Raw genomic sequence first — 21,486 nt, 5'->3', positions numbered from 1 at the left:
GAGCCAGGATCAAACTCTCATTTAAATTTGATGCTCAGTTTTCACTGACTTATTGTTTATTAACAGGTTATTTTCATAACCCGCACTTGGTTCGTCTTATTCAGTTCTCAAAGGTCTTAACGTCACCTCTCAGGCGACAACTATTACATTCTATCAAACTATACATCCCCTGTCAACTACTTTGTCAAAAAAAAAATTAAAAAAAAATTGACAAGCTTTATTTTACCGCTCTGTTTGATCACTCTTAGTGACGTTTTTGAAAAGTCTTTTTGACTTAATCCAAAGTGAATTAAAATCCGTCCTAAGAGGACGGACAATTTTTAATCTTCGTTAACGAACGGCATAAGAGCCATAACACGAGCACGTTTAATTGCTGTTGTTACTTTACGTTGATTTTTCGCTGATGTTCCAGTCACACGACGTGGTAAAATTTTACCACGTTCTGATACGAAACGACTAAGCAATTCTGTATCTTTGTAATCAACATATTCAATTTTGTTAGCTGCGATATAGTCAACTTTTTTACGGCGTTTGAATCCGCCACGACGTTGTTGAGCCATTATATTTCTCCTTTATATAGTCTTTCCCATTAAAATGGTAAATCGTCATCTGAGATATCCATAGGATTACTTGCTCCAAAGGGACTCTCATCTCGACCAAAGTTTGGTGTTTGCGATTGAAATCCACCTGATTCATTCCCGAAATTAGTTGGGGCCGAACCATAAGGTGAATCATAGCTAGTAGCTGAACCAGCATCTCGTGTAGCACGACTTTCTAAAATTTGAAAGTTGTCTGCCACTACTTCAGTTACATAAACACGCTGACCTTGAGCATTATCATAGTTGCGTGTTTGAATGCGGCCAGTAATCCCCAAAAGTGTGCCTTTTTTAGCCCAGTTAGCTAAGTTTTCAGCCTGTTGACGCCAGATGACAACATTGATAAAGTCAGCCTCTCGCTCACCTGCCTGATTCTTAAAGTTACGATTAACTGCTAAGCTAAACGTAGCCACTGCTTGGTTATTTGGTGTGTAACGAAGTTCAGCATCACGGGTCATACGCCCGACTAGTACTACATTATTTATCATAAACTACCTTCTTAAGCGTCAAGTTTTACAATCATGTGACGAAGAATGTCATTGTTGATTTTTGATAAACGGTCAAACTCGTTAAGAGCTGCATCGTTAGTCGCTTCAACAGTTACGATATGGTAAAGTCCTTCACGGAAATCTTTGATTTCGTAAGCAAGACGACGTTTTTCCCAAGCTTTTGATTCAAGGATAGTTGCACCGTTGTCAGTCAAAATTGTGTCAAAACGTGTTACCAAGGCGTTTTTCGCTTCTTCTTCAATGTTTGGACGAATGATATAAAGAATTTCGTATTTAGCCATTGATGTATTTCCTCCTTTTGGTCTAATGACTCATGACTTTTGCCACGAGTAAGTGAGGTATTCTCACAAGATATTATTATATTACCTTTCGATTAAAATAGCAAGAAAAAACTATCATAATTTTATTTTTCTATCCTAGCTTATGCTATAATGAAGAAAATTATAGATTGGGGAAAAGGATGAATCTAGCAGATTATGGCATTGACATGTGGGATACTGATAAAATCGTATCGTTTAGAAAGACCTTACTGGCTTGGTATGACAAAGAAAAACGTGATTTACCTTGGCGACGTAGTAAGAATCCTTATCACATTTGGATTTCTGAGATTATGCTTCAGCAAACTCAAGTTATCACGGTTATTCCCTACTATCAACGCTTTTTAAAATGGTTTCCCACAATTAGTGATTTAGCCCATGCTGAGGAAGAACTCTTGTTAAAGGCTTGGGAAGGTCTGGGCTACTACTCTCGTGTGCGTAATATGCAAGCTGCCGCTCAACAGATTATGACCGAGTTCTCTGGTCAATTTCCTACGACTTATGACGATATTAGAGGATTAAAGGGAATCGGTCCCTATACAGCTGGTGCCATTGCTAGTATTGCTTTTGATTTGCCAGAGCCAGCTGTTGATGGCAATGTGATGCGAGTAATCGCTCGGCTTTTTGAAGTTGATTACGATATTGGAGATCCCAAAAATCGTAAAATCTTTCAACATATCATGAAAATTCTCATCGATCCTAATCGACCTGGAGATTTCAATCAAGCTTTAATGGATTTGGGGACTGACATTGAGTCTGCAAAAAATCCACGACCTGAAGAAAGTCCAATCCGTTTTTTCAGTGCGGCTTATCTACACGGTACGATGGATAAGTATCCTATTAAAAAACCTAAGAAAAAGCCTCGCCCTCTTCGACTAGATGCTTTTATTATTAGTAATGACGTAGGACAATTACTGCTTGAAAAAAATACTGAACAAACCTTGCTCGCTGGCTTCTGGTCTTTTCCTTTATTGGAAAGTCAATTCAAACATCAATTAGACCTGTTTGATCAAAATAAAGAGGACGTGTTGGAAAATTACGACCCCAAAGCTACTTTCAACCAAAACTATCAACTACATCCAGACTGGTCATCTGAAACATTTCCAGCTATTTCTCATACCTTTAGTCATCAAAAATGGCATATTGAACTACATAGTGGACAAGTTGAAACCGAGGCAGTAAATCAATCAGCAACTTTGACTTGGGTGGATCTTGAGCAGCTTGAGCAATATCCCATGGCAACCGCTCAAAAAAAGATGCTAGCAAGTTATCTAAAAATCTGTAATCAAAAAAAGGCTTAGGATCGTTCTAGCCTTTTTAATAACCACAACTATTAACTCCACCAAGTGCTAAAAAGCGGAACAAGATTGACCAGAACTCTGACAAATCCACTACTATATAATCTTTCTTGTAAACTGGTCAAAGGTACAGTTGCTAAAATCGTCAAAACCATACTAATGCCTAATAAAGTCACTAAGACAGATAAACCACCTGCCAAGATATTTCTAAAAGCACTAGTTAAACTATCTACCTTAAATAAATGAACAAACAACCCTAAAATACGTCCTGTTAAATAGACGGATAAATAAAGCAAAAAGAAAGCTACACCTGCATAAAAGACATCATCTAGAGAAAAAATATCTCGATTAGTGAAAAATCTGACTTGAGCATCTTGACTAGGATTAGAATAGGGTACCCACAAAGTGAGGGCTTGAGCCACTTGGCGATAAAAAAGATTGGCGACAAACAAGCCTAATAAACTGGTTAAACTATAGTAGGCTTGTAAAAATATGCCACGCGCATAACCAATGTAAAAAGCCCAAACCAAGATTAGAGCAATGATTAAACTGATCACTTTTTGCTATCTCCTTTATCTTCAAGACGGCTTTGTGCCACACTTGTCCATTTTTCCCATTCTTTACGTTCTTTGTCAAACTCTTGTTCTCGACTTAACTGTAAAGCCAAACTATTAACTGCCAATAAAATAGCAATGGTTTCATCATCGGCTTGCGGTAAACGCTCCTTTAAAGCTTCATATTTCTCGCGAGCCAAACGTTCGACTTCTTCCATGAACAAATTGTCATGATCCATCGTTAAGGTCAAGGCTTTTTTGCCAAAAGTAAATTTATAGCGATTCTTACTCATCGTTTTCTCCTCGTTTGTTTCCATTATACCTTAAAAGTAGCTTTTCGTAAAATAGAAGAAAACTTTTATTTAATGAAAACTCCTCTTGATTATGATAGAATAAAAGACATGAATACAGTTGTTATGACCCTAGGAGATGGCGCAACAAATCAGTTGACGACCCGTTTATACGAATACCAAATTCCAAATAAACAAGCATATGTCCAATTCACTGCAAAATATCAAGGCGTGACTGTTCAACTTTATCATTCAGGAAAGATTGTCTTTCAAGGAAAAGAGGCACTCTCTGTGGCAAAAACATTTGGTTACCAAGACCATACGCCCAAGCCAGCTAGTCAAACCCGTCAGGTTACTAGTATGATTGGCACTGATGAGGTTGGAAATGGTTCTTACTTTGGTGGCTTGGCTGTTGTGGCTAGTTTTGTCACTGCCCAAGATGAAGAATTTCTAAAAAAATTAGGAGTAGCTGATTCTAAGCAATTAAACGATGCTAAGATTAAAGCACTCGCCCCTATCCTAAAAGAAAAAATTCGTCACAAAGCCTTACTTTTAACACCAAAAAAATACAATGAATTGATTGGTCAAGGAAAACCTTATAATGCTGTTTCTGTTAAGGTCGCTCTACACAATCAAACTATTTTTCTTCTTTTGCAACAAGGTATCCAGCCTGATAAAATTGTTATTGATGCATTCACAACAATGGCAAATTATCAAAAATATTTGAAACAGGAAAAAAATCCCATTCAGCGCGAGTTTCATCTCGAAACCAAGGCAGAGGATAATTATTTGGCAGTTGCAGTTAGCTCAATTATTGCCCGTCAACTTTTTTTGGAAAATTTAGAGCAATTAGGACAAAAAGTCGGACATCAACTCCCAAGTGGCGCTGGAGCTCAATCAGATCAAGTTGCTAGCCATATCCTAGCTCAACAAGGACAAGCAACTCTTGCAAAAGTTGCTAAATTACATTTTGCGAATACGAATAAAGCATTAAATCTACTAAAAAAATAAGGTCTTATCATGAAAACAGTTAAATCTTTTATCAAAGAATGGGGAAGTTTTACCCTCATTCTCACTCTCTTCTTTTTATCTTGGATGTTTATCTGGTTCAATGTTCGCGTTGAAGGACATTCGATGGATCCCACTCTTAAAGACGGACAACGTTTGTTTGTCCTAAAGGTCACTCCAATCGATCGTTTTGATATTGTGGTGGCCCAAGATGGCAATAAAAAAGTGGTTAAACGCGTTATCGGTATGCCAGGTGATACTATCACCTATAGTAATGATAAACTATCTGTCAATGGTCAAGAAGTTCAAGAAGATTACCTGAATGAGTATGTCACAGCGTTTCAAAAGGACAAGCTACAAGCAACCTACTCTTACAATAGCATGTTCCAACAACTAGCCAACCAAGCCAGTGCTTTTACGGTTGATGCGAATGGATCGGCTGAGTTTTCTGTAACTGTCCCTCAAGGACAATATTATCTCTTAGGTGATGACCGACTGGTGTCCAAAGATAGTCGTGCTGTGGGTACCTTTAGTGAAGAACAACTCATTGGAGAAGTGGCCTTTCGTTTTTGGCCTGTAAGTAATCTTGGAACGGTTAAATAAATGATGCTGCTGAGTGGTTGAAAATGAGATTCTACCACTCTTTTTGATAAATAAGGAAATAGATATGGATTATTATTTTTCAGGTAGGGTCGAACGAATTATTTTTGAAAATGCCAATAATTTCTTTAAGATTCTTTTATTAACAATTGACGACAGTGATAGTGATTTTCCTGATAGTGACATCATCGTCACAGGTACTATGGCTGATATTATCGAGGAACAAGACTACACTTTTTGGGGTCAGTTAACAACCCATCCCAAGTATGGTGAACAATTACAAGTTAGTCGATATGAAAAAACCAAGCCGTCTTCATCTTGTCTTATTAACTACTTTTCTAGCCAACAGTTCAAGGGAATCGGTAAAAAAACAGCTACTAAGATTGTTGAGCTGTACGGTGATAATCCCATTGATAAAATTTTGGAAAATCCAGATGCCCTCAAAACAATTTCTGGACTATCACAAACTAGCCGTGAGGCCTTTGTTGCCAAGCTCAAATCAAACTATGGTACCGAGCAAATTCTTACGCAACTCGCCAATTATGGTTTAGGTAATCAACTAGCAGTTGCCATTTTTGAACAATATAAAGAAGCAACCCTGCAAATCATTTCGGAAAATCCTTATCAGCTAGTCGAAGATATCAAGGGAATTGGCTTTAAGCTAGCCGACCAACTAGCCAAAGAAATTGGTATTGCTGATGATGCACCAGAACGCTTTCGAGCAGCTCTTATTCACTGTCTTATCCAACTTTGCTTAGATAAAGGCGACACCTATGTTGAAGCAAAAGAACTACTCGAAACAAGTCTGACATTGCTCCAAGAAGCTAGGCAAACCGAGTTAGATCCTAGCTTGGTTGCAGAACAACTTAGTCAACTCATTACTGAAGAAAAGGTGCAACATGTTGACACTAAAATTTTTGACAATAGTCTTTTCTATGCTGAAGTTGGTATCCACAAGCATCTCAATCGCTTGTTAAAAGAGGACTTGCCTGAAAAACTGACAACAGAAAAATTTGAAGAAGAAATCCAAACAACAGAAAAAGAACTGGGGATTTCCTATGATCAGCAACAAAAAGAGGCCATTTATCAAGCCCTTAGTCAGAAAGTATTCATTTTAACTGGTGGGCCTGGGACTGGAAAAACGACAATTATCAATGGCATTATTAACATCTATGCCCGTCTTAATGGTCTCGAGTTGAAAAAACAAGACCTACCAATTATCCTAGCAGCTCCAACTGGACGAGCGGCTAGACGCATGAATGAATTGACTGGCTTACCTAGTGCCACCGTCCATCGTCATTTGGGATTGACGTCTGAAGATAGCGACTACCAAAGCATTGATGATTATTTAGATGGTGATTTAATTATTATTGATGAATTTTCAATGGTGGATACCTGGTTAGCCAATCAACTGCTGTCTGCTATTTCATCTAACACCCAAATAATCATCGTGGGGGATAGCGACCAACTGCCCTCAGTAGGGCCTGGACAAGTCTTAGCCGACCTTCTTCAGATTACACAAATTCCAAAAATTCGTCTGACTCGCATTTTCCGTCAATCTGACCAATCAACCATTGTGACCCTTGCTAGCCAAATCAGAGACGGTTACCTGCCTAGTGATTTTAGTGAGAAAAAGCCAGACCGTTCTTATTTCGAGGCTAACCCTCAGCATATCCCCCAAATGATTGAACGTATTGTGCAAGCAGCTATTAAAACTGGCATTGCCCCCCAAGACATTCAAATCCTAGCTCCCATGTATCGTGGACTTGCTGGTATCAATACCCTAAATAAGCTACTGCAAAATCTTCTCAATCCTTTAGATGATGAACCTGAATTCATCTTCAACGACACCAGTTTTCGTCGTCATGATAAAATTCTCCATCTTGTGAATGACACCGAAATCAATGTCTTTAATGGCGATATTGGTTATATTAGGGATTTAGTTCCTGCCAAATATACTGACAGCAAGCAAGATGAGATTATTTTAGAGTTTGACGGTATTGAAACCTCTTATCCAAGAAAAGATTGGCACAAGATTACCCTAGCCTATGCCATAAGTATCCACAAGTCACAAGGTAGTGAATTTCCTGTCATTATCCTACCATTGACGCAGCAAAGTGGACGTATGCTCCAACGTAACCTCCTCTACACTGCCATTACCAGAGCTAAAAGTAAACTCGTTATGCTAGGACAAATTTCCGCCTTTGACTATGCCGTTAGCAACGAAGGCACACAGCGTTTAACCTATCTCAAGGAACGTTTTGAAAGTCCAGATGTTCCCAAACAAAGAGAAACTTTTCCACAAGATGTGGATAAGGCTGTGGATAAACAAGAAAACTATCGTCTAACTGAGGACAACTGGCAAAACATCAATCCCATGATTGGTTTGGAACAGGCTGACATTGATCTTTTTTTCAAAAATTCTTAGCAAACAAAAGAGGACCCGAAACCAAGTCCTCTTTTTATTGCATTAAATTTGCTTACTAGAGCTAGTTTAATTCTCCAAATCCAGTAGAATATCTTGACCTTGATCTGATAAGCCAATGGCTGTTACCCCAAGCAGACGGATACCTGAATTGTTTTCTTCCATTTCTGTAAAAATCTGCCAAGCATGTTGTTGAATACTCTCAACATCTTGCCTTGCTTGCTCCAAACTATGCCGTCTAGTCAAGGTCGAAAAATCTGCATAGCGAATCTTTAACACAATCGTTTTAGCCAATTTTCCATTTTTAATTAACAAATTGGCCACACGCCGTGCATTCTTATTGATTTCTGCCTGAATATCTTCTTCATTGTAAAGCAGCTTGGCGTAGGTTCTTTCACTACCGATTGATTTGCGTACCCGATCAGGCTTGACTGGAGAGTGACTAATCCCCCTAGCCTTACGGTACAAATCATAACCAAAACGACCAAATTGGTCAATCAAGGTCATCTCAGGCAAGTCTAGTAAGTCTTTTCCTGTAAAAACCCCTAAATCATTCATGCGTTGGACAGATTTCTTGCCCACCCCGTGAAATTTCTCAATGGGTAAGTCAGCTAAAAATGCCTGTGCCTCTTCTGGTAAAATGACTGTCAAACCTCTGGGTTTCTCAAAATCACTAGCCAATTTGGCCAAAAATTTATTGTAAGAAACACCTGCCGAGCAGGTTAACTGCAATTCTTGCCAAATATCATGCTGAATTAGCTTAGCAATCTTAATGGCAGACTTGATACCAAGTTTATTTTCTGTCACATCTAGATAAGCTTCATCAATACTCATTGGCTCAACCAAGTCTGTATAACGCTTAAAAATTTCCCTTGCTTGCAGACCAACTTGTCGATATTTTTCATAATGACCAGAAATAAAGACGGCTTGTGGACAACGTTCATAGGCTTCCTTGGAACTCATTGCCGAGTGAATACCAAAGGTTCTAGCCACATAATTACAGGTTGATACGACTCCTCGACCACCTGTCAGACGAGGATCTGCACCAATTACAACGGGTTTTCCTACCAAATGCGGCTGATCTCTTTCTTCAATGGCTGCAAAAAAAGCATCCATATCAATATGAATAATCTTTCTTGATGTGTCTTGTTTCAAAGGGAAAATTAACATCGCTTCTCCTTTTTCATTCCAATCCAACATCATTATAATACAGTTTATAAAAAGTTGACAACTGTTTTATAAAAGAATTTTTCAAAAAAAGCACTCCACTTATTGCAAACGCTTACTTTTGCGATATAATAAGGATAGACCAAAAGATATTAAGGAGGACGTCTATGGTAACTGTTAAAACTAGCACTGATATTTTTGAAAAAGCTTGGGAAGGCTTTAAAGGAACTGACTGGAAAGAAAAAGCTAGTGTTTCACGCTTTGTCAATGCCAACTACACCCCTTATGATGGTGATGAAAGTTTTTTGGCTGGTCCAACTGAACGCTCACTTCGTATCAAGAAAATCGTTGAAGAAACCAAGGCAGGTTACGAAGCAACCCGTTTCCCTATGGATACTGACCGTGTCGCTTCTATTGCGGATATTCCAGCAGGCTATATTGATAAGGAAAATGAACTCATTTTTGGCTTACAAAACTCTGAACTTTTCCGTTTGAGCTTCATGCCAAAAGGTGGTATTCGTATGGCAGAAACGACCTTGGTTGAAAATGGTTATGAGCCTGACCCTATCCTACATGACATTTATACCAAACACACTACAACAGTAAATGATGGTATTTTCCGTGCTTATACGTCAAATATTCGTCGGGCTCGCCACGCCCATACGGTAACTGGTCTGCCAGACGCTTATTCACGCGGTCGTATCATTGGTGTCTATGCTCGATTGGCATTGTACGGTGCTGATTACCTCATGCAAGAAAAAGTTAATGACTGGAATGCCTTAACTGAGATTAACGAAGAAACTATCCGTCTGCGTGAAGAGATTAACTTGCAATATCAAGCCCTTGCTGAAGTCATCAAGTTTGGTGAACTTTATGGTCTTGATGTTCGTCGCCCAGCCTTTGATACCAAAGAAGCTATCCAGTGGACCAATATCGCCTTTATGGCTGCTGCTCGTGTTATCAATGGTGCTGCCACTTCACTTGGTCGTGTACCAATTGTTTTAGATATTTACGCTGAGCGTGATTTGGCTCGTGGTACTTATACCGAGTCTGAAATCCAAGAATTTGTTGATGACTTTGTCATGAAACTTCGTACGGTTAAATTCGCTCGTACTAAAGCCTATGACCAACTTTACTCTGGTGACCCAACCTTCATCACAACCTCTATGGCTGGTATGGGGAATGACGGTCGTCACCGTGTGACAAAAATGGACTACCGTTTCCTTAACACGCTTGATAATATCGGCAATTCACCAGAGCCTAACTTGACAGTTCTTTGGTCTAGTGAACTCCCATACGCTTTCCGTCGTTATTGTATGCACATGAGCCACAAACATTCTTCTATCCAATATGAAGGTGTGTCAACCATGGCTCAAGAAGGCTATGGCGAGATGAGCTGTATCTCTTGCTGTGTGTCACCGCTTGACCCAGAAAATGAAGAAAAACGCCACAACATTCAGTACTTTGGTGCTCGTGTTAATGTCATGAAGACCCTTCTCACTGGATTAAACGGTGGTTATGATGATGTCCACAAGGATTACAAGGTCTTTAACGTTGTTGAACCAATTACTTCAGAAGTTCTAGATTTTGATGAAGTGAAAGAAAACTTTGAAAAATCATTGGATTGGTTGACTGATACCTATGTTGACGCTCTAAACATCATCCACTACATGACAGACAAGTACAACTACGAAGCTGTTCAAATGGCCTTTTTACCAACTCATCAACGTGCTAATATGGGATTTGGTATCTGTGGTTTCGCTAATACCGTTGATACCCTATCAGCGATTAAGTATGCGACCGTTAAACCAATCCGTGATGAAGATGGCTACATCTACGATTATGAAACAATTGGTGATTTCCCTCGATATGGTGAAGATGATGACCGAGTAGATGACTTGGCTAAATGGCTCATGGAAGCCTTCTATACTCGTTTAGCTCGCCACAAACTTTATAAAAACGCTGAAGCGACTGTGTCACTTTTGACCATCACATCAAACGTTGCTTATTCTAAACAAACTGGTAATTCTCCAGTTCATCGTGGTGTCTTTCTAAATGAAGATGGTACTGTAAACACTAGCCAAGTTGAATTCTTCCCACCTGGAGCTAACCCAACTAGCAAATCTCGTGGTGGTTGGTTACAAAACCTTAATTCCCTTTCAAAACTTGAATTCTCTCATGCTAATGATGGTATCTCTCTAACAACCCAAGTATCGCCACGTGCCCTTGGAAAAACAAGAGATGAACAGGTTAATAACCTCGTCACTATCCTAGATGGCTACTTTGAAAATGGTGGGCAGCATGTCAACCTCAATGTTATGGACCTTAACGATGTCTATGAACAAATCATGAGCGGACAAGATGTTATCGTTCGTATCTCTGGTTACTGTGTCAATACCAAGTATCTCACTAAGGAACAAAAAACTGAGTTGACACAACGTGTCTTCCACGAAGTCCTATCTATGGATTCTGCCTTATAATCAAAAAGTCCTAGAATTTTCTAGGACTTTTTTCATTTAATCAATTCCCAAACTCAGCTTAGGCACCTCATGCTTGATATAGGGGATTTGCTTATCCTCTAACAGTTTAATAGCAAAGGGATGGGGCCGATACTCTGTTTTATAGGTAATCTTGCCAATACCTGCCTGTAAAAGAGCCTTGGTACAGTTGACACAAGGAAAATGTGTGACATAAAGTTCTGTTTCTGCCGTTGAAATCCCTTCTTTGGCACATTGGATAAGGGCATTCATCTCAGCATGCACCGTTCGGATACAGTGGCCGCTATCCATCTGATGACCAATATCATCACAATTTGCTGTTTTTGACACACCACCATTGTAACCTGTTGCAATAATACGCTTGTCTTTGACCAAGACTGCTCCAACATAGGCACGATTACAGGTCGAACGCTTAGAAATCAGCTCTGCATTTGCCATAAAATAATCCTGCCAAGATAGACGTTCAGCCATCACTCAACTCCTATAAAACAATCAATTCTTTTGGTGCACTGGTTAGCACTTCACAACCTGTTTCGGTAATGAGCAGGTCATCTTCAATACGAACACCATATTTGTTATCCAAGTAAATACCTGGCTCATCTGTTACCACCATACCTGCTTGAAGAGTGTCTTTTGTTTTAGTGAAAAATGGTAGTTCGTGAATATCCAAGCCCATACCATGTCCAATCGAGTGTGTAAAGTTATCGCCATAACCAGCCTCATCAATCACACGACGAGCCACACCATCAAAATCAAGATAAGTCATGCCAGCCTTGGCTTGGTCAATCAAAGTTTTATTACTACGAAGAACAATATCATAAATCTCACGCTCTTCATCAGTCACATGACCGATGTGAATGGTTCTTGTCATATCACTGACATAGTGCTGATAGTAGCAACCAAAGTCCAGAGTCAAACTTTCACCAGATTTAATCACCTTATTACTGGCAACACCATGGGGCATGGCTGAGCGATAGCCACTCGCCACGATAAATTCAAAGGAAGCACCTGCTGCACCCAGAGCTCGCATACGTTGGTCTAGGAAATGATTAACTTCCATCTCTGTTGTAACATTTGGTTTAATAAAGTCCAACACATCTAGAAAGGCTTGGTCTGAAATTTGACAGGCTCGGCGAATTGTCGCAATCTCACTGGCATCCTTGATAATTCGTAACTCTTCAACGAAATTGGTTAATGGTTTAAGCTCGTAAGCCTCAAATACCGTTTGTAAGGCTTGATAAAACTGATACGACACCTGGCTATCAAAACCAATACTTGTCAAGCCATCATCTTTGATAATCTTAGCAATCTCTGCCAAGGCTTGACGTGTTTCTACAATATCAAAGCCCTTAATTGATTCTTTTGCCATCAAGGTATAACGTGAATCCGTTAGGAAAAGACGGCGATTTTCACTAATAAAAACCGTACCTTCTGTCCCCCAAAAACCTGTAAGGTAATAAACATTGTTTTGACCTGTGACTAATACAGCGTCAACATCAGTCTGAGCTAATTTGCTTTCAAATCTTGCTAAACGTTCTTGCATGGGTTATCTCCTTTTTATAATTTTGTTTTCAAATAGTGTCCAGTATAGCTTTCGGCAACTTGGGCGACTTCTTCTGGTGTACCAGTGGCAATAATCAAACCACCGCCAACGCCACCTTCTGGACCTAAGTCAATCAGATGATCGGCAGTCTTGATGACATCTAGATTATGCTCGATCACTAGGACGGTATTGCCATCATCAACAAAACGCTCTAAAACCTTCAATAGACGAGCAATGTCATCGGTATGTAGGCCTGTGGTTGGTTCGTCAAGAATGTAAAAACTCTTACCTGTGGAACGTTTATGAAGTTCACTGGCTAATTTCATACGTTGGGCTTCACCACCTGAGAGAGTGGTTGCTGATTGCCCCAGAGTGACATAACCCAAGCCCACATCTTGAATGGTCTGTAATTTGCGAGCAATTTTAGGAATGGCTGCAAAGAAATCAAGGGCATCATTGACCGTCATCTCAAGGATTTGAGCGATATTTTTGTCCTTATAGTGAACTTCTAAGGTTTCGCTATTATAGCGAGTGCCATGACAAACTTCACAAGGGACATAAACATCTGGTAAAAAGTGCATCTCAATCTTGATAATCCCATCACCTGAACAAGCTTCACAGCGACCACCCTTAACATTGAAACTAAAACGTCCTTTTTTGTAGCCACGAATCTTGGCTTCATTGGTTTGGGCAAAAAGGTCACGAATATCATCAAAAACACCCGTATAAGTTGCAGGATTAGAACGTGGCGTCCGTCCAATTGGACTCTGATCAATATCAATCAAACGATCGATATGTTCAATTCCAGTTACCCCTTTATGCTTACCTGGTTTTTCAGAATTACGGTTGAGGGCTTGGGCTAGAGCTTTTTTCAAGACGCTATTAACTAGGGTTGATTTCCCTGAGCCAGATACACCTGTTACGGCAATAAATTTACCTAGAGGGAATTTGACATTGACATCTTGAAGATTATTTTCACTAGCTCCCTTAACCTCAATAAAACGACCATTACCAACTCGTCGTTCTGTTGGAACAGGAATCACTTTCTTACCAGAGAGGTATTGACCTGTGATAGACGACTTATTTTTAGCAACTTGCTTGGGAGTTCCTGACGCAATAATTTGACCACCAAATTGACCTGCCCCAGGACCAACGTCAATTAACCAGTCGGCTTCTCTCATGGTATCTTCATCATGCTCAACTACAATCAAGGTATTGCCTAAATCCCTCATTTTTTTAAGACTAGCAATCAAACGGTCATTATCTCGCTGATGCAGACCAATTGACGGCTCGTCTAGGACATAGAGGACACCACTTAGGTTAGAGCCAATCTGAGTCGCTAAACGAATGCGTTGACTCTCACCACCAGAAAGAGTTCCAGCCATGCGTGACAGGGTTAGGTAGTTTAAACCAACATTATTAAGGAAGGTCAAGCGATCGGTGATTTCTTTAAGAATCGGTCTGGCAATAGCTGCTTGATTCTCATTCAGCTCCAACTGATTTGCCCAAAGCAAATGATCTGAAATGGACAGCTCTGCTAGTTGTCCGATATGAAGACCTTTTTCCCCACCTAAATGAACAGATAAGGCTTGATCATTCAGACGGTAACCTCGACAGGTCAAACAAGGCAACTCGTTCATATAAGCTCGCATGACATTACGCGTATAATCACTGTTCGTTTCACGATAGCGACGATTAATATTGGTCACCACACCTTCAAAAACAATATCAATATCACGTATGCCACCAAATTCATTTTCATAATGAAAATGAAACTCACGCTCACCTGAACCGTAAAAAATTAAGTCCTGATCTTCCTTGGCCAATTCCTCGAAAGGCGTGTCCATGCTAATGCCAAATTGATCCATGGCTTGTTCCAACATCAAAGGATAATAATTAGACGAAATGGGATTCCACGGAGCTAGAGCTCCCTCACGCAATGTTTTTGTACCATCAGGAACAACCAAGTCTAAATCAACTTCTAGTTTATTACCCAAACCATCACAGGTGGCACAAGAGCCAAAAGGAGCATTAAAAGAAAACAGACGAGGTTCTAATTCTGGCACAGTAAAGTGGCAAACTGGGCAAGAGTAATGCTCAGAAAAGAGTAATTCCTTACCGTCCATAGTGTCGATAATGACATAGCCATCACCCAAGCGTAAGGCTGCTTCAACCGAGTCAAATAAACGGCTACGGATACCCTCTTTATTGATTAAACGATCAATGACCACTTCAATATTATGCAGTTTACTCTTAGACAATTCTGGGACGTCTGCCAAATCATAAATCTCACTATCTACTCGTACACGAACATAACCATCTTTTTGAACACGTTCCAGTATGCCTTTATGTTGACCTTTTTTGCGTCGGATAATCGGGGCTAAAATTTGCATTCTGGTTCGTTCAGGCAACTCCAATACCTGATTAACAATCTGCTCAACTGAAGATGCTGTAATCGCCCCATGACCATTAGGACAATATGGAGTCCCAACACGAGCGTAAAGCAAGCGAAGGTAGTCACTGATTTCTGTCACTGTTCCTACGGTTGAACGTGGGTTCTTACTAGTTGTCTTTTGGTCAATCGAAATAGCTGGACTCAAGCCTTCAATAGAGTCAACATCCGGTTTTTCCATATTCCCCAAGAATTGACGAGCATAAGCTGACAAGCTCTCAACATAACGGCGTTGCCCTTCTGCATAAATCGTATCGAAAGCCAGACTAGATTTACCAGAACCCGATAAACCTGTCACGACCACTAACTGATCACGAGGGATTTCAATATCAATATTTTTCAAATTATGGGCGCGTGCCCCACGAATAACTAATTTATCTTGCATCTTTCTCAACTTCTTTATTTGTGATTAGGCTGCTTTCATTATAACACAAAGCTCATCTTCTGTACCTTGATAAAGTCACAAGCTCTCTTGATTTGCTAAGATTCAACTTTTTTTAACCAGTCTCCCCAAAACCTGTCTTTTTATAGTATAATAGAAGGAGTATGTATTGACAACGTAAGGGAGGGCTTGAAGATGAAACAAATGTTTCTTTCAAATGCAAGAGAATTCAAGGAAATTGACACATTCCAACCTGGAGCATGGATCAATCTTGTCAATCCTTCCCAGGAAGAGTCTGTCCAGTTGGCTGAGCAATTTAATATCGACATCACTGACCTAAGAGCACCTCTTGATGCCGAAGAAAGCTCACGTATTGCTTCTGAGGACAACTATACCTTGATTATCGTTGACGTGCCTACCCAAGAAGAACGTAATGGAAAGAGTTACTATGTAACCATGCCTTTGGGAATTATTGTCACAAAAGAAGCAGTTATCACGACTTGCTTAGAACCTCTTTCTCTCTTTGATTACTTTCTCAATCGACGGATTCGTAATTTCTATACTTTTATGAAAACTCGCTTTGTCTTTCAATTACTCTATCGTAATGCCGAACTCTTTCTAACTGCCTTACGTTCCATTGACCGCCAAAGTGATAAAATCGAAGCCGAACTGGAAGCAGCTACCAAAAATGCTCAATTGATTGACATGATGGAGTTGGAGAAGTCTATCATCTACTTAAAGGCTTCGCTTAAAATCAATGAACGAATCGTCAAAAAACTGTCTAGCAACGCCTCTAGTTTGCAAAAATATATTGATGACGAGGATTTACTAGAAGATACCTTGATTGAAACCCAACAGGCCATTGAAATGGCTAGTATCTATGAAAATGTCTTGAATGTCATGACAGAAACCTCAGCTTCTATCATTTCAAACAATCAAAATACGATTATGAAATCATTGGCTCTAATGACCATGGCTCTCAACATTCCAACCGTTATCTTTTCAGCCTATGGCATGAATTTCCAAGACAATTGGCTGCCACTCAATGATATGCCTAAGGCTTTTTGGATTATTGTCTTAATCGCTGCTCTTGGCAGTTCATCTGTCGTCCTCTACTTTTTCCGTAAAAAATGGTTCTAACCCCAAGGAGTATTTATGTCTATCCAAAATTTAACTAAGAAAAATCAAGATTTTATTAACATTGCCACTCATCAACTCATGAAAGATGGTAAAACAGACAACGAGATTAAAGTTATTCTTGAAGAAGTTTTACCAAGTATTTTGGAACAACAAGGTAAGGGCGTTCCTGCCCGTAACTTCCTTGGTGCACCAACTGTTTGGGCTGCTAGCTTTAGCCAACCGACCGAAACAGAACAAGAAACTGTTGCTGAAGAAAAAAACACCAAGCCACTACTCATGTGGTTGGATAGTTCCTTCTTTTTATTAGCTATTGTCTGCCTGATCAATGGTATGATGGCTATTTTCAATCCTAAATCAGTCAACACTATTTCTTCAGGTTTAACCACGCTACTTACCCTTGCCTTTGTTGGGGGCTTGGCCTTTTACATGATGTACTATTATATTTACCGTCATGCCAATAAACCTCGTAGCGAACGTCCAAGTACTTGGAAATCTCTGGGAATTATCTTTTTGGCAACGCTTGTTTGGATGATTCTTTACACACTCACACCACTATTGCCAAGTGCACTTAATCCTAGCCTACCTGTTTGGGGCTTACTCCTATTATCTGCGTGTGCCTTTTTGGTCTGCTACTATCTTCGCCGTCACTACAAGGTGCAAAGTGCTTTTGCTCCGCCACGCAAATAAGCTAGATATAACGACACATAAAAACCAAGTTGAGATGAACTCGACTTGGTTTTTTCTTATTTTCGTTTACGGGCAATGAGATGGATTGGTGTTCCTTCAAACACAAAGGCTTGACGGATTTGATTCTCTAAAAAGCGTAGGTAAGAAAAATGCATCAATTCTTCTTCATTGACAAAAATCACAAAGGTTGGTGGTTTGACAGCCACTTGGGTGGCATAGAAAATCTTCAAACGTTTACCTTTATCAGTCGGTGTCGGGTTAATGGCAATGGCATCCATGATGACATCATTAAGCACTGCCGATGGAATACGCAGATTTTGATTCTCACTAATGGTCTTAATCATCTCTGGTAATTTGTGTAGGCGCTGCTTAGTTACGGCAGACACAAAGATAATTGGTGCATAAGAGATATATTGGAAATTGTCACGAATATCTGCTTCCCATTGACTAACCGTATGATTATCTTTTTCAAGCGTGTCCCATTTGTTGACAACGATAATAATTCCTTTACCTGCTTCATGGGCAAAACCAGCAATTCGCTTGTCGTACTCTCGAATCCCTTCTTCTGCATTGATAACCATTAAGACCACATCAGAACGATCAATGGCCCGCATAGAACGCATGACAGAATATTTTTCTGTATTTTCATAGACCTTACCTGACTTACGCATTCCAGCGGTATCAATCATGACATATTCTTGACCACTGCTATCCGTAAAACTGGTATCAATAGCGTCACGCGTTGTGCCTGCGATTGGACTAGCAATCACTCGTTCTTCGCCCAAAATTGCATTGATCAAACTAGACTTACCGACATTAGGACGACCAATCAAACTAAACTTGATGACATCAGGATTGTCCTCTTCGTGTTCAGTTGGCAAGTGATTGACAATCGCATCTAGCACATCACCTGTTCCAATACCATGAACAGAAGATACTGGATAAGGATCGCCCAAACCGAGTGAATAAAAATCATAGATTTCACTACGCATTTCTGGATTATCGACCTTATTAACTGCCAAAATCACCGGTTTGTTAGTTCGATAGAGAATCTTTGCTACATACTCATCCGCATCGGTGACGCCTTCCTTGGCTGAAACGACAAAAACAATCACATCTGCTTCGGTCATGGCAATATCTGCCTGATGTTTGATTTGCTCCATAAATGGCGCATCGACATCATCAATTCCCCCAGTATCAATTAGACTGAACTGGCGATTAAGCCATTCGGCACTAGTATAGATACGGTCACGAGTGACCCCTTCCACATCTTCAACGATAGAGATTCGCTCTCCTGCAATCCGATTAAATAAAGTTGATTTGCCAACGTTAGGACGTCCGACAATAGCAACTGTTGGTAAAGCCATTTTGATTTCTTCGCTTTCTTTTTATGATAAACGGCGATTTTCGCCTTCTAAATGTAATTCACTTGCTAAATAACGTATGCGTTCCATGACTCGCTTAGTCTGCCAACGCTCATCTTGATCTTTAACCAAGGCTAGCTTGTTCTCCAAGTCTGCCATGCTATAATTAGACGTGAAAAAGGTAGGCAATTCTTCTTGCATACGATATTGTAAAATCACCTGTAAAACTTCATCTCGTAACCAAGAACTAGCCTGCTCTGCTCCAATATCATCTAGAACTAACACTTGAGCTGTTTTTAGCACATCAATTTCTTCCTTAACACTAGCAGTTTTAATGGCATGCTTAATGTCAATGGCAAAACTTGGGTAGTGAACCAAGGTTGTACTCACCTGTTTTTTTTCAGATAGTTCATAAGCTAGAGCTGCCATGAGAAAGGACTTCCCAATTCCCATATCGCCATAAAGGTAAAGTCCTTTGGCCTGTTTTTCTGGATAAGCCTTGACAAAATCAACTAGAGATTTAAGAACAGTCAAACGTTTATGGTCATCCAAATGAACATCATTTTCAAAACTAATATGACGATAGGCTTTTGGGAGATTCAACAATTTTACACGACCTGTGATTTCTCGTTCTTCTTGCTGTGCTTTAAGCTCTGCTGTTTCCAGATAAGACACATCCGCATAGCCTTCATTCATGACCAATATGGGCTGATAGCCCTTTGCCACATAAGCAGAGTCCTTACTTAAAAAACGTTGTCGTTCAATCAGATACTGATTAAACTTAGGTAAACTGCGTTTGATTTCTTCCTGTGACAAGCCCTCCCGGCTAATAAATTGAGCAATATCACTATCAGCCAATATAACTTGTAACAGTTGTCTTGTTTCAACCTTTTGAAAACCATCACGGTTCAGGGTTTGACTAATCTTTTTCATCTAGTCCTCCTTTCTCAACTGGGCTAAAAGGTCCTGCTTAATATTTTTTAACCTAGCTTTCTCTTCATCACTGGTTTGATTTTGGTAATCTTGATTACTCCACTGGGGAATATTAGGTTTAGTCATTTTTTTAGCCGACACCTTAGACTGACTAGACGGTTTCATGCCGATTTTCAGATACATCAAAGCGGCTTCTGCACTGTTAATCTTTTTATAGGCAAAATCATTGGCTAATTTCAAGACATAATTCCGATTCAAATTAGTTGAATTAGTCTTTTTTAAACTATACATGATGATGACATTAATGACTTCATCCAGTAAGTTCTTAGCGACCAATTCATCAAGTAAGTGACGCTCACTATCTAACAAACTCGCCTTATAAATTTTTTTGAGTTGCTCTAATAGGTCTCTTGGCGTCGTAACTTTGAAGACTTGTAACATTTCCTTTTCTTCTTGAGAAAATTCCCCTGTTAATTTCTGATCTTGCTGTGTTTTCTTAGCCCAAATTCGTTTGGGATAGATCATCCCCTGATAAGATGTTTCTTTGGCTAAGCGATAGAGCGACAACCAGTCCAAATTAAATCGCTCAGCCAATTCATAAAGGGCCAAAATGTCGTCTTGTTCCTTTTCAAAGCGTAACCCATCATTAAACATTCGCTTCTTAAAATGTTCTAAATCAAAGGCAGTTTGTTTGACTTCAAGTTGTGGTTCTAACGAGGTAGAAAAAACAGCTGAGAAAGATTTAGTGAGTTTAGTCAAACCTGTGGGCAACTTAACCTGCAAACTAGAGACTGCTTGCCCCCCTAAGGCCTTTTCCAACAAGGCACGAAAAGCTGCATTTTTTAAAAAATCCTCTGTCGGTAACGGTTCTTTTAAATGAACTAAATAAGCCTCTTTCTCTGAATCTTGATAAAGGTCTAATAGCTTAATCGCCATTAAACGATCCAAGGCTTGGGTCAACTCTTGTGGTGTCAATTGAAGCTGATCGAGCAAATGACTCACCGACCATTGGCTACGACCATCATCAAAAAATGTGACAAAATAATAATAAAGACCTAGGGCTTTTTGTCCCATAACTGGTAGATAAAGGCGATGCAAACTCTGATGATTGGGACTCAACCAGTTATGTGCCAAATAAGAAAAGCGATCAGTCGGTTTCATCTGCTACCTGACTAGACTTGCCTTTACTGCGAACTTTTTTAGTAATTTGTTTCAAGAGTTCTTCAATTTCATCCACATCCTTGAAGCTTCGATAAACACTGGCAAAACGAACATAAGTAATCTCATCCAACTCTGCTAGCTCATCCATAACCAAATTACCGATAACCACACTAGAGACTTCACTGTCATAATCCATACGAATTTTTCGCTCAATTCGGTTAATCGCCTTATCAATGTCATTACTTGAAACAGGACGCTTTTGAGCACTTTGAATAATCCCATTTAAAATCTTATCTCGAGAAAACTGCTCTCTTGTTCCATCCTTTTTAATCACCAATAAAGGCGAGTCCTCCACACGTTCAAAGGTCGTAAAACGTGCCTGACAATCATCACAAACACGGCGACGACGAATAGCCTGACCGTCTTCTGCTTGACGGCTATCAACAACACTAGATTTATTACCTTGACACTTAGGGCACCGCATTTTCTTACTCCAATCATTCTTTGCTTATCTATTTATTCTACCATATTTTAGGTAATTATAAAAGGAAGGGCCAACCCT

Annotated in this window: 19 protein-coding genes and 1 pseudogene; 7 read left to right on the top strand and 13 right to left on the bottom strand. The window is 39.7% G+C overall.

Translation table 11 applies throughout. From position 1 onward, the window contains the following. Positions 1-320: 320 nt before the first annotated feature. Genes rpsR through rpsF form a run of 3 tightly spaced genes read right to left on the bottom strand, consistent with a single transcriptional unit; the run spans position 321 to position 1,386 of the window. On the bottom strand, positions 321-560 hold the full coding sequence (gene rpsR / locus FRX54_RS03615; RefSeq protein WP_000068664.1) for a 30S ribosomal protein S18: 240 nt from the start codon (positions 558-560) through the stop codon (positions 321-323). Between the two features lie 29 nt (positions 561-589). Further along, positions 590-1,084: a single-stranded DNA-binding protein gene (locus tag FRX54_RS03610; protein WP_146461157.1), complete on the bottom strand. Its 495-nt coding sequence runs from the start codon at positions 1,082-1,084 to the stop codon at positions 590-592. An 11-nt stretch (positions 1,085-1,095) separates the two neighbouring features. After that, entirely contained in the window at positions 1,096-1,386 is a 291-nt protein-coding gene (rpsF, locus tag FRX54_RS03605) for a 30S ribosomal protein S6 (RefSeq protein ID WP_146461155.1), read from the bottom strand. A 179-nt stretch (positions 1,387-1,565) separates the two neighbouring features. On the opposite strand from rpsF, the gene mutY reads away from it, so the two are divergent. Then, the gene (gene mutY / locus FRX54_RS03600; protein ID WP_146461153.1) at positions 1,566-2,723 is read left to right on the top strand and encodes an A/G-specific adenine glycosylase; all 1,158 of its coding nucleotides are present in this window, start codon (positions 1,566-1,568) and stop codon (positions 2,721-2,723) included. A gap of 32 nt (positions 2,724-2,755) precedes the next feature. Here mutY and FRX54_RS03595 read toward each other — a convergent pair whose 3' ends face one another. Together FRX54_RS03595 and FRX54_RS03590 are read right to left on the bottom strand one after the other, a co-directional pair. Beyond that, on the bottom strand, positions 2,756-3,277 hold the full coding sequence (locus FRX54_RS03595) for a CvpA family protein (protein ID WP_146461151.1): 522 nt from the start codon (positions 3,275-3,277) through the stop codon (positions 2,756-2,758). Further along, on the bottom strand, positions 3,274-3,567 hold the full coding sequence (locus tag FRX54_RS03590; RefSeq protein WP_146461149.1) for a hypothetical protein: 294 nt from the start codon (positions 3,565-3,567) through the stop codon (positions 3,274-3,276). Before FRX54_RS03590 ends, FRX54_RS03595 begins: the two co-directional genes overlap by 4 nt. A 108-nt stretch (positions 3,568-3,675) precedes the next feature. Here FRX54_RS03590 and rnhC point away from each other — a divergent pair, with 108 nt between their 5' ends. The 3 genes and pseudogenes from rnhC to FRX54_RS03575 form a co-directional block, all read left to right on the top strand. Next, entirely contained in the window at positions 3,676-4,575 is a 900-nt protein-coding gene (gene rnhC, locus FRX54_RS03585) for a ribonuclease HIII (protein WP_146461147.1), read from the top strand. 9 nt (positions 4,576-4,584) lie between these two features. Then, the gene (lepB, locus tag FRX54_RS03580) at positions 4,585-5,175 is read left to right on the top strand and encodes a signal peptidase I (RefSeq protein WP_146461145.1); all 591 of its coding nucleotides are present in this window, start codon (positions 4,585-4,587) and stop codon (positions 5,173-5,175) included. A 64-nt stretch (positions 5,176-5,239) separates the two neighbouring features. Further along, a pseudogene (locus tag FRX54_RS03575) lies at positions 5,240-7,439 on the top strand (ATP-dependent RecD-like DNA helicase); the annotation flags it as partial. Between the two features lie 227 nt (positions 7,440-7,666). On the opposite strand, the gene dinB reads toward FRX54_RS03575, so the two are convergent. Continuing rightward, a complete protein-coding gene (gene dinB / locus FRX54_RS03570; RefSeq protein WP_146461140.1) occupies positions 7,667-8,767 on the bottom strand; it encodes a DNA polymerase IV in 1,101 nt (366 codons plus the stop codon). A gap of 164 nt (positions 8,768-8,931) precedes the next feature. Here dinB and pflB point away from each other — a divergent pair, with 164 nt between their 5' ends. Continuing rightward, on the top strand, positions 8,932-11,244 hold the full coding sequence (gene pflB, locus FRX54_RS03565) for a formate C-acetyltransferase (RefSeq protein WP_146461138.1): 2,313 nt from the start codon (positions 8,932-8,934) through the stop codon (positions 11,242-11,244). Between the two features lie 36 nt (positions 11,245-11,280). Here the strand turns inward: pflB and FRX54_RS03560 are convergent, their stop codons facing one another. From FRX54_RS03560 to uvrA, 3 genes are read right to left on the bottom strand one after another with little or no spacing between them, the layout of a single operon-like run. Then, positions 11,281-11,733 (bottom strand): cytidine/deoxycytidylate deaminase family protein, encoded by a 453-nt coding sequence (locus FRX54_RS03560; protein ID WP_146461136.1) that lies wholly within the window; start codon positions 11,731-11,733, stop codon positions 11,281-11,283. Between the two features lie 10 nt (positions 11,734-11,743). Then, entirely contained in the window at positions 11,744-12,805 is a 1,062-nt protein-coding gene (locus tag FRX54_RS03555) for a Xaa-Pro peptidase family protein (RefSeq protein WP_146461134.1), read from the bottom strand. A 14-nt stretch (positions 12,806-12,819) separates the two neighbouring features. Continuing rightward, complete coding sequence (gene uvrA / locus FRX54_RS03550; RefSeq protein ID WP_146461131.1) at positions 12,820-15,642, bottom strand: excinuclease ABC subunit UvrA; 2,823 nt, start codon at positions 15,640-15,642, stop codon at positions 12,820-12,822. A gap of 192 nt (positions 15,643-15,834) precedes the next feature. On the opposite strand from uvrA, the gene FRX54_RS03545 reads away from it, so the two are divergent. Together FRX54_RS03545 and FRX54_RS03540 are read left to right on the top strand one after the other, a co-directional pair. Beyond that, entirely contained in the window at positions 15,835-16,779 is a 945-nt protein-coding gene (locus FRX54_RS03545) for a magnesium transporter CorA family protein (protein ID WP_146461129.1), read from the top strand. A 15-nt stretch (positions 16,780-16,794) separates the two neighbouring features. After that, positions 16,795-17,466: a DUF1129 domain-containing protein gene (locus FRX54_RS03540; RefSeq protein ID WP_146461127.1), complete on the top strand. Its 672-nt coding sequence runs from the start codon at positions 16,795-16,797 to the stop codon at positions 17,464-17,466. A gap of 56 nt (positions 17,467-17,522) precedes the next feature. Here the strand turns inward: FRX54_RS03540 and der are convergent, their stop codons facing one another. The 4 genes from der to nrdR are packed head-to-tail and all read right to left on the bottom strand — an operon-like array spanning position 17,523 to position 21,408. Continuing rightward, complete coding sequence (gene der, locus FRX54_RS03535; protein WP_146461125.1) at positions 17,523-18,833, bottom strand: ribosome biogenesis GTPase Der; 1,311 nt, start codon at positions 18,831-18,833, stop codon at positions 17,523-17,525. Positions 18,834-18,854: 21 nt separating this feature from the next. Next, positions 18,855-19,763 carry a primosomal protein DnaI gene (gene dnaI, locus FRX54_RS03530; protein WP_146461123.1) on the bottom strand — a complete coding sequence of 303 codons (909 nt, stop codon included), beginning with the start codon at positions 19,761-19,763 and terminating at the stop codon, positions 18,855-18,857. Continuing rightward, the gene (locus FRX54_RS03525; RefSeq protein WP_146461121.1) at positions 19,764-20,924 is read right to left on the bottom strand and encodes a DnaD domain protein; all 1,161 of its coding nucleotides are present in this window, start codon (positions 20,922-20,924) and stop codon (positions 19,764-19,766) included. It lies immediately after the preceding gene. Then, positions 20,911-21,408, bottom strand: coding sequence for a transcriptional regulator NrdR (nrdR, locus tag FRX54_RS03520; protein WP_146461119.1), 498 nt, complete (start codon positions 21,406-21,408; stop codon positions 20,911-20,913). Before nrdR ends, FRX54_RS03525 begins: the two co-directional genes overlap by 14 nt. Positions 21,409-21,486 lie beyond the last annotated feature (78 nt).

Source organism: Streptococcus sp. sy004, assembly GCF_007859205.1.
Lineage (GTDB): Bacteria > Bacillota > Bacilli > Lactobacillales > Streptococcaceae > Streptococcus.
This window is presented reverse-complemented; position numbering and strand designations above follow the sequence as displayed.

Bases quoted from the DNA above. Each gene is read 5' to 3' on its own strand.
- rpsR (WP_000068664.1), bottom strand. From the start codon at position 560: ATGGCTCAACAACGTCGTGGCGGATTCAAACGCCGTAAAAAAGTTGAC.
- FRX54_RS03610 (WP_146461157.1), bottom strand. From the start codon at position 1,084: ATGATAAATAATGTAGTACTAGTCGGGCGTATGACCCGTGATGCTGAA.
- rpsF (WP_146461155.1), bottom strand. From the start codon at position 1,386: ATGGCTAAATACGAAATTCTTTATATCATTCGTCCAAACATTGAAGAA.
- mutY (WP_146461153.1), top strand. From the start codon at position 1,566: ATGAATCTAGCAGATTATGGCATTGACATGTGGGATACTGATAAAATC.
- FRX54_RS03590 (WP_146461149.1), bottom strand. From the start codon at position 3,567: ATGAGTAAGAATCGCTATAAATTTACTTTTGGCAAAAAAGCCTTGACC.
- rnhC (WP_146461147.1), top strand. From the start codon at position 3,676: ATGAATACAGTTGTTATGACCCTAGGAGATGGCGCAACAAATCAGTTG.
- lepB (WP_146461145.1), top strand. From the start codon at position 4,585: ATGAAAACAGTTAAATCTTTTATCAAAGAATGGGGAAGTTTTACCCTC.
- dinB (WP_146461140.1), bottom strand. From the start codon at position 8,767: ATGTTAATTTTCCCTTTGAAACAAGACACATCAAGAAAGATTATTCAT.
- pflB (WP_146461138.1), top strand. From the start codon at position 8,932: ATGGTAACTGTTAAAACTAGCACTGATATTTTTGAAAAAGCTTGGGAA.
- FRX54_RS03560 (WP_146461136.1), bottom strand. From the start codon at position 11,733: ATGGCTGAACGTCTATCTTGGCAGGATTATTTTATGGCAAATGCAGAG.
- FRX54_RS03555 (WP_146461134.1), bottom strand. From the start codon at position 12,805: ATGCAAGAACGTTTAGCAAGATTTGAAAGCAAATTAGCTCAGACTGAT.
- uvrA (WP_146461131.1), bottom strand. From the start codon at position 15,642: ATGCAAGATAAATTAGTTATTCGTGGGGCACGCGCCCATAATTTGAAA.
- FRX54_RS03545 (WP_146461129.1), top strand. From the start codon at position 15,835: ATGAAACAAATGTTTCTTTCAAATGCAAGAGAATTCAAGGAAATTGAC.
- FRX54_RS03540 (WP_146461127.1), top strand. From the start codon at position 16,795: ATGTCTATCCAAAATTTAACTAAGAAAAATCAAGATTTTATTAACATT.
- der (WP_146461125.1), bottom strand. From the start codon at position 18,833: ATGGCTTTACCAACAGTTGCTATTGTCGGACGTCCTAACGTTGGCAAA.
- dnaI (WP_146461123.1), bottom strand. From the start codon at position 19,763: ATGAAAAAGATTAGTCAAACCCTGAACCGTGATGGTTTTCAAAAGGTT.
- FRX54_RS03525 (WP_146461121.1), bottom strand. From the start codon at position 20,924: ATGAAACCGACTGATCGCTTTTCTTATTTGGCACATAACTGGTTGAGT.
- nrdR (WP_146461119.1), bottom strand. From the start codon at position 21,408: ATGCGGTGCCCTAAGTGTCAAGGTAATAAATCTAGTGTTGTTGATAGC.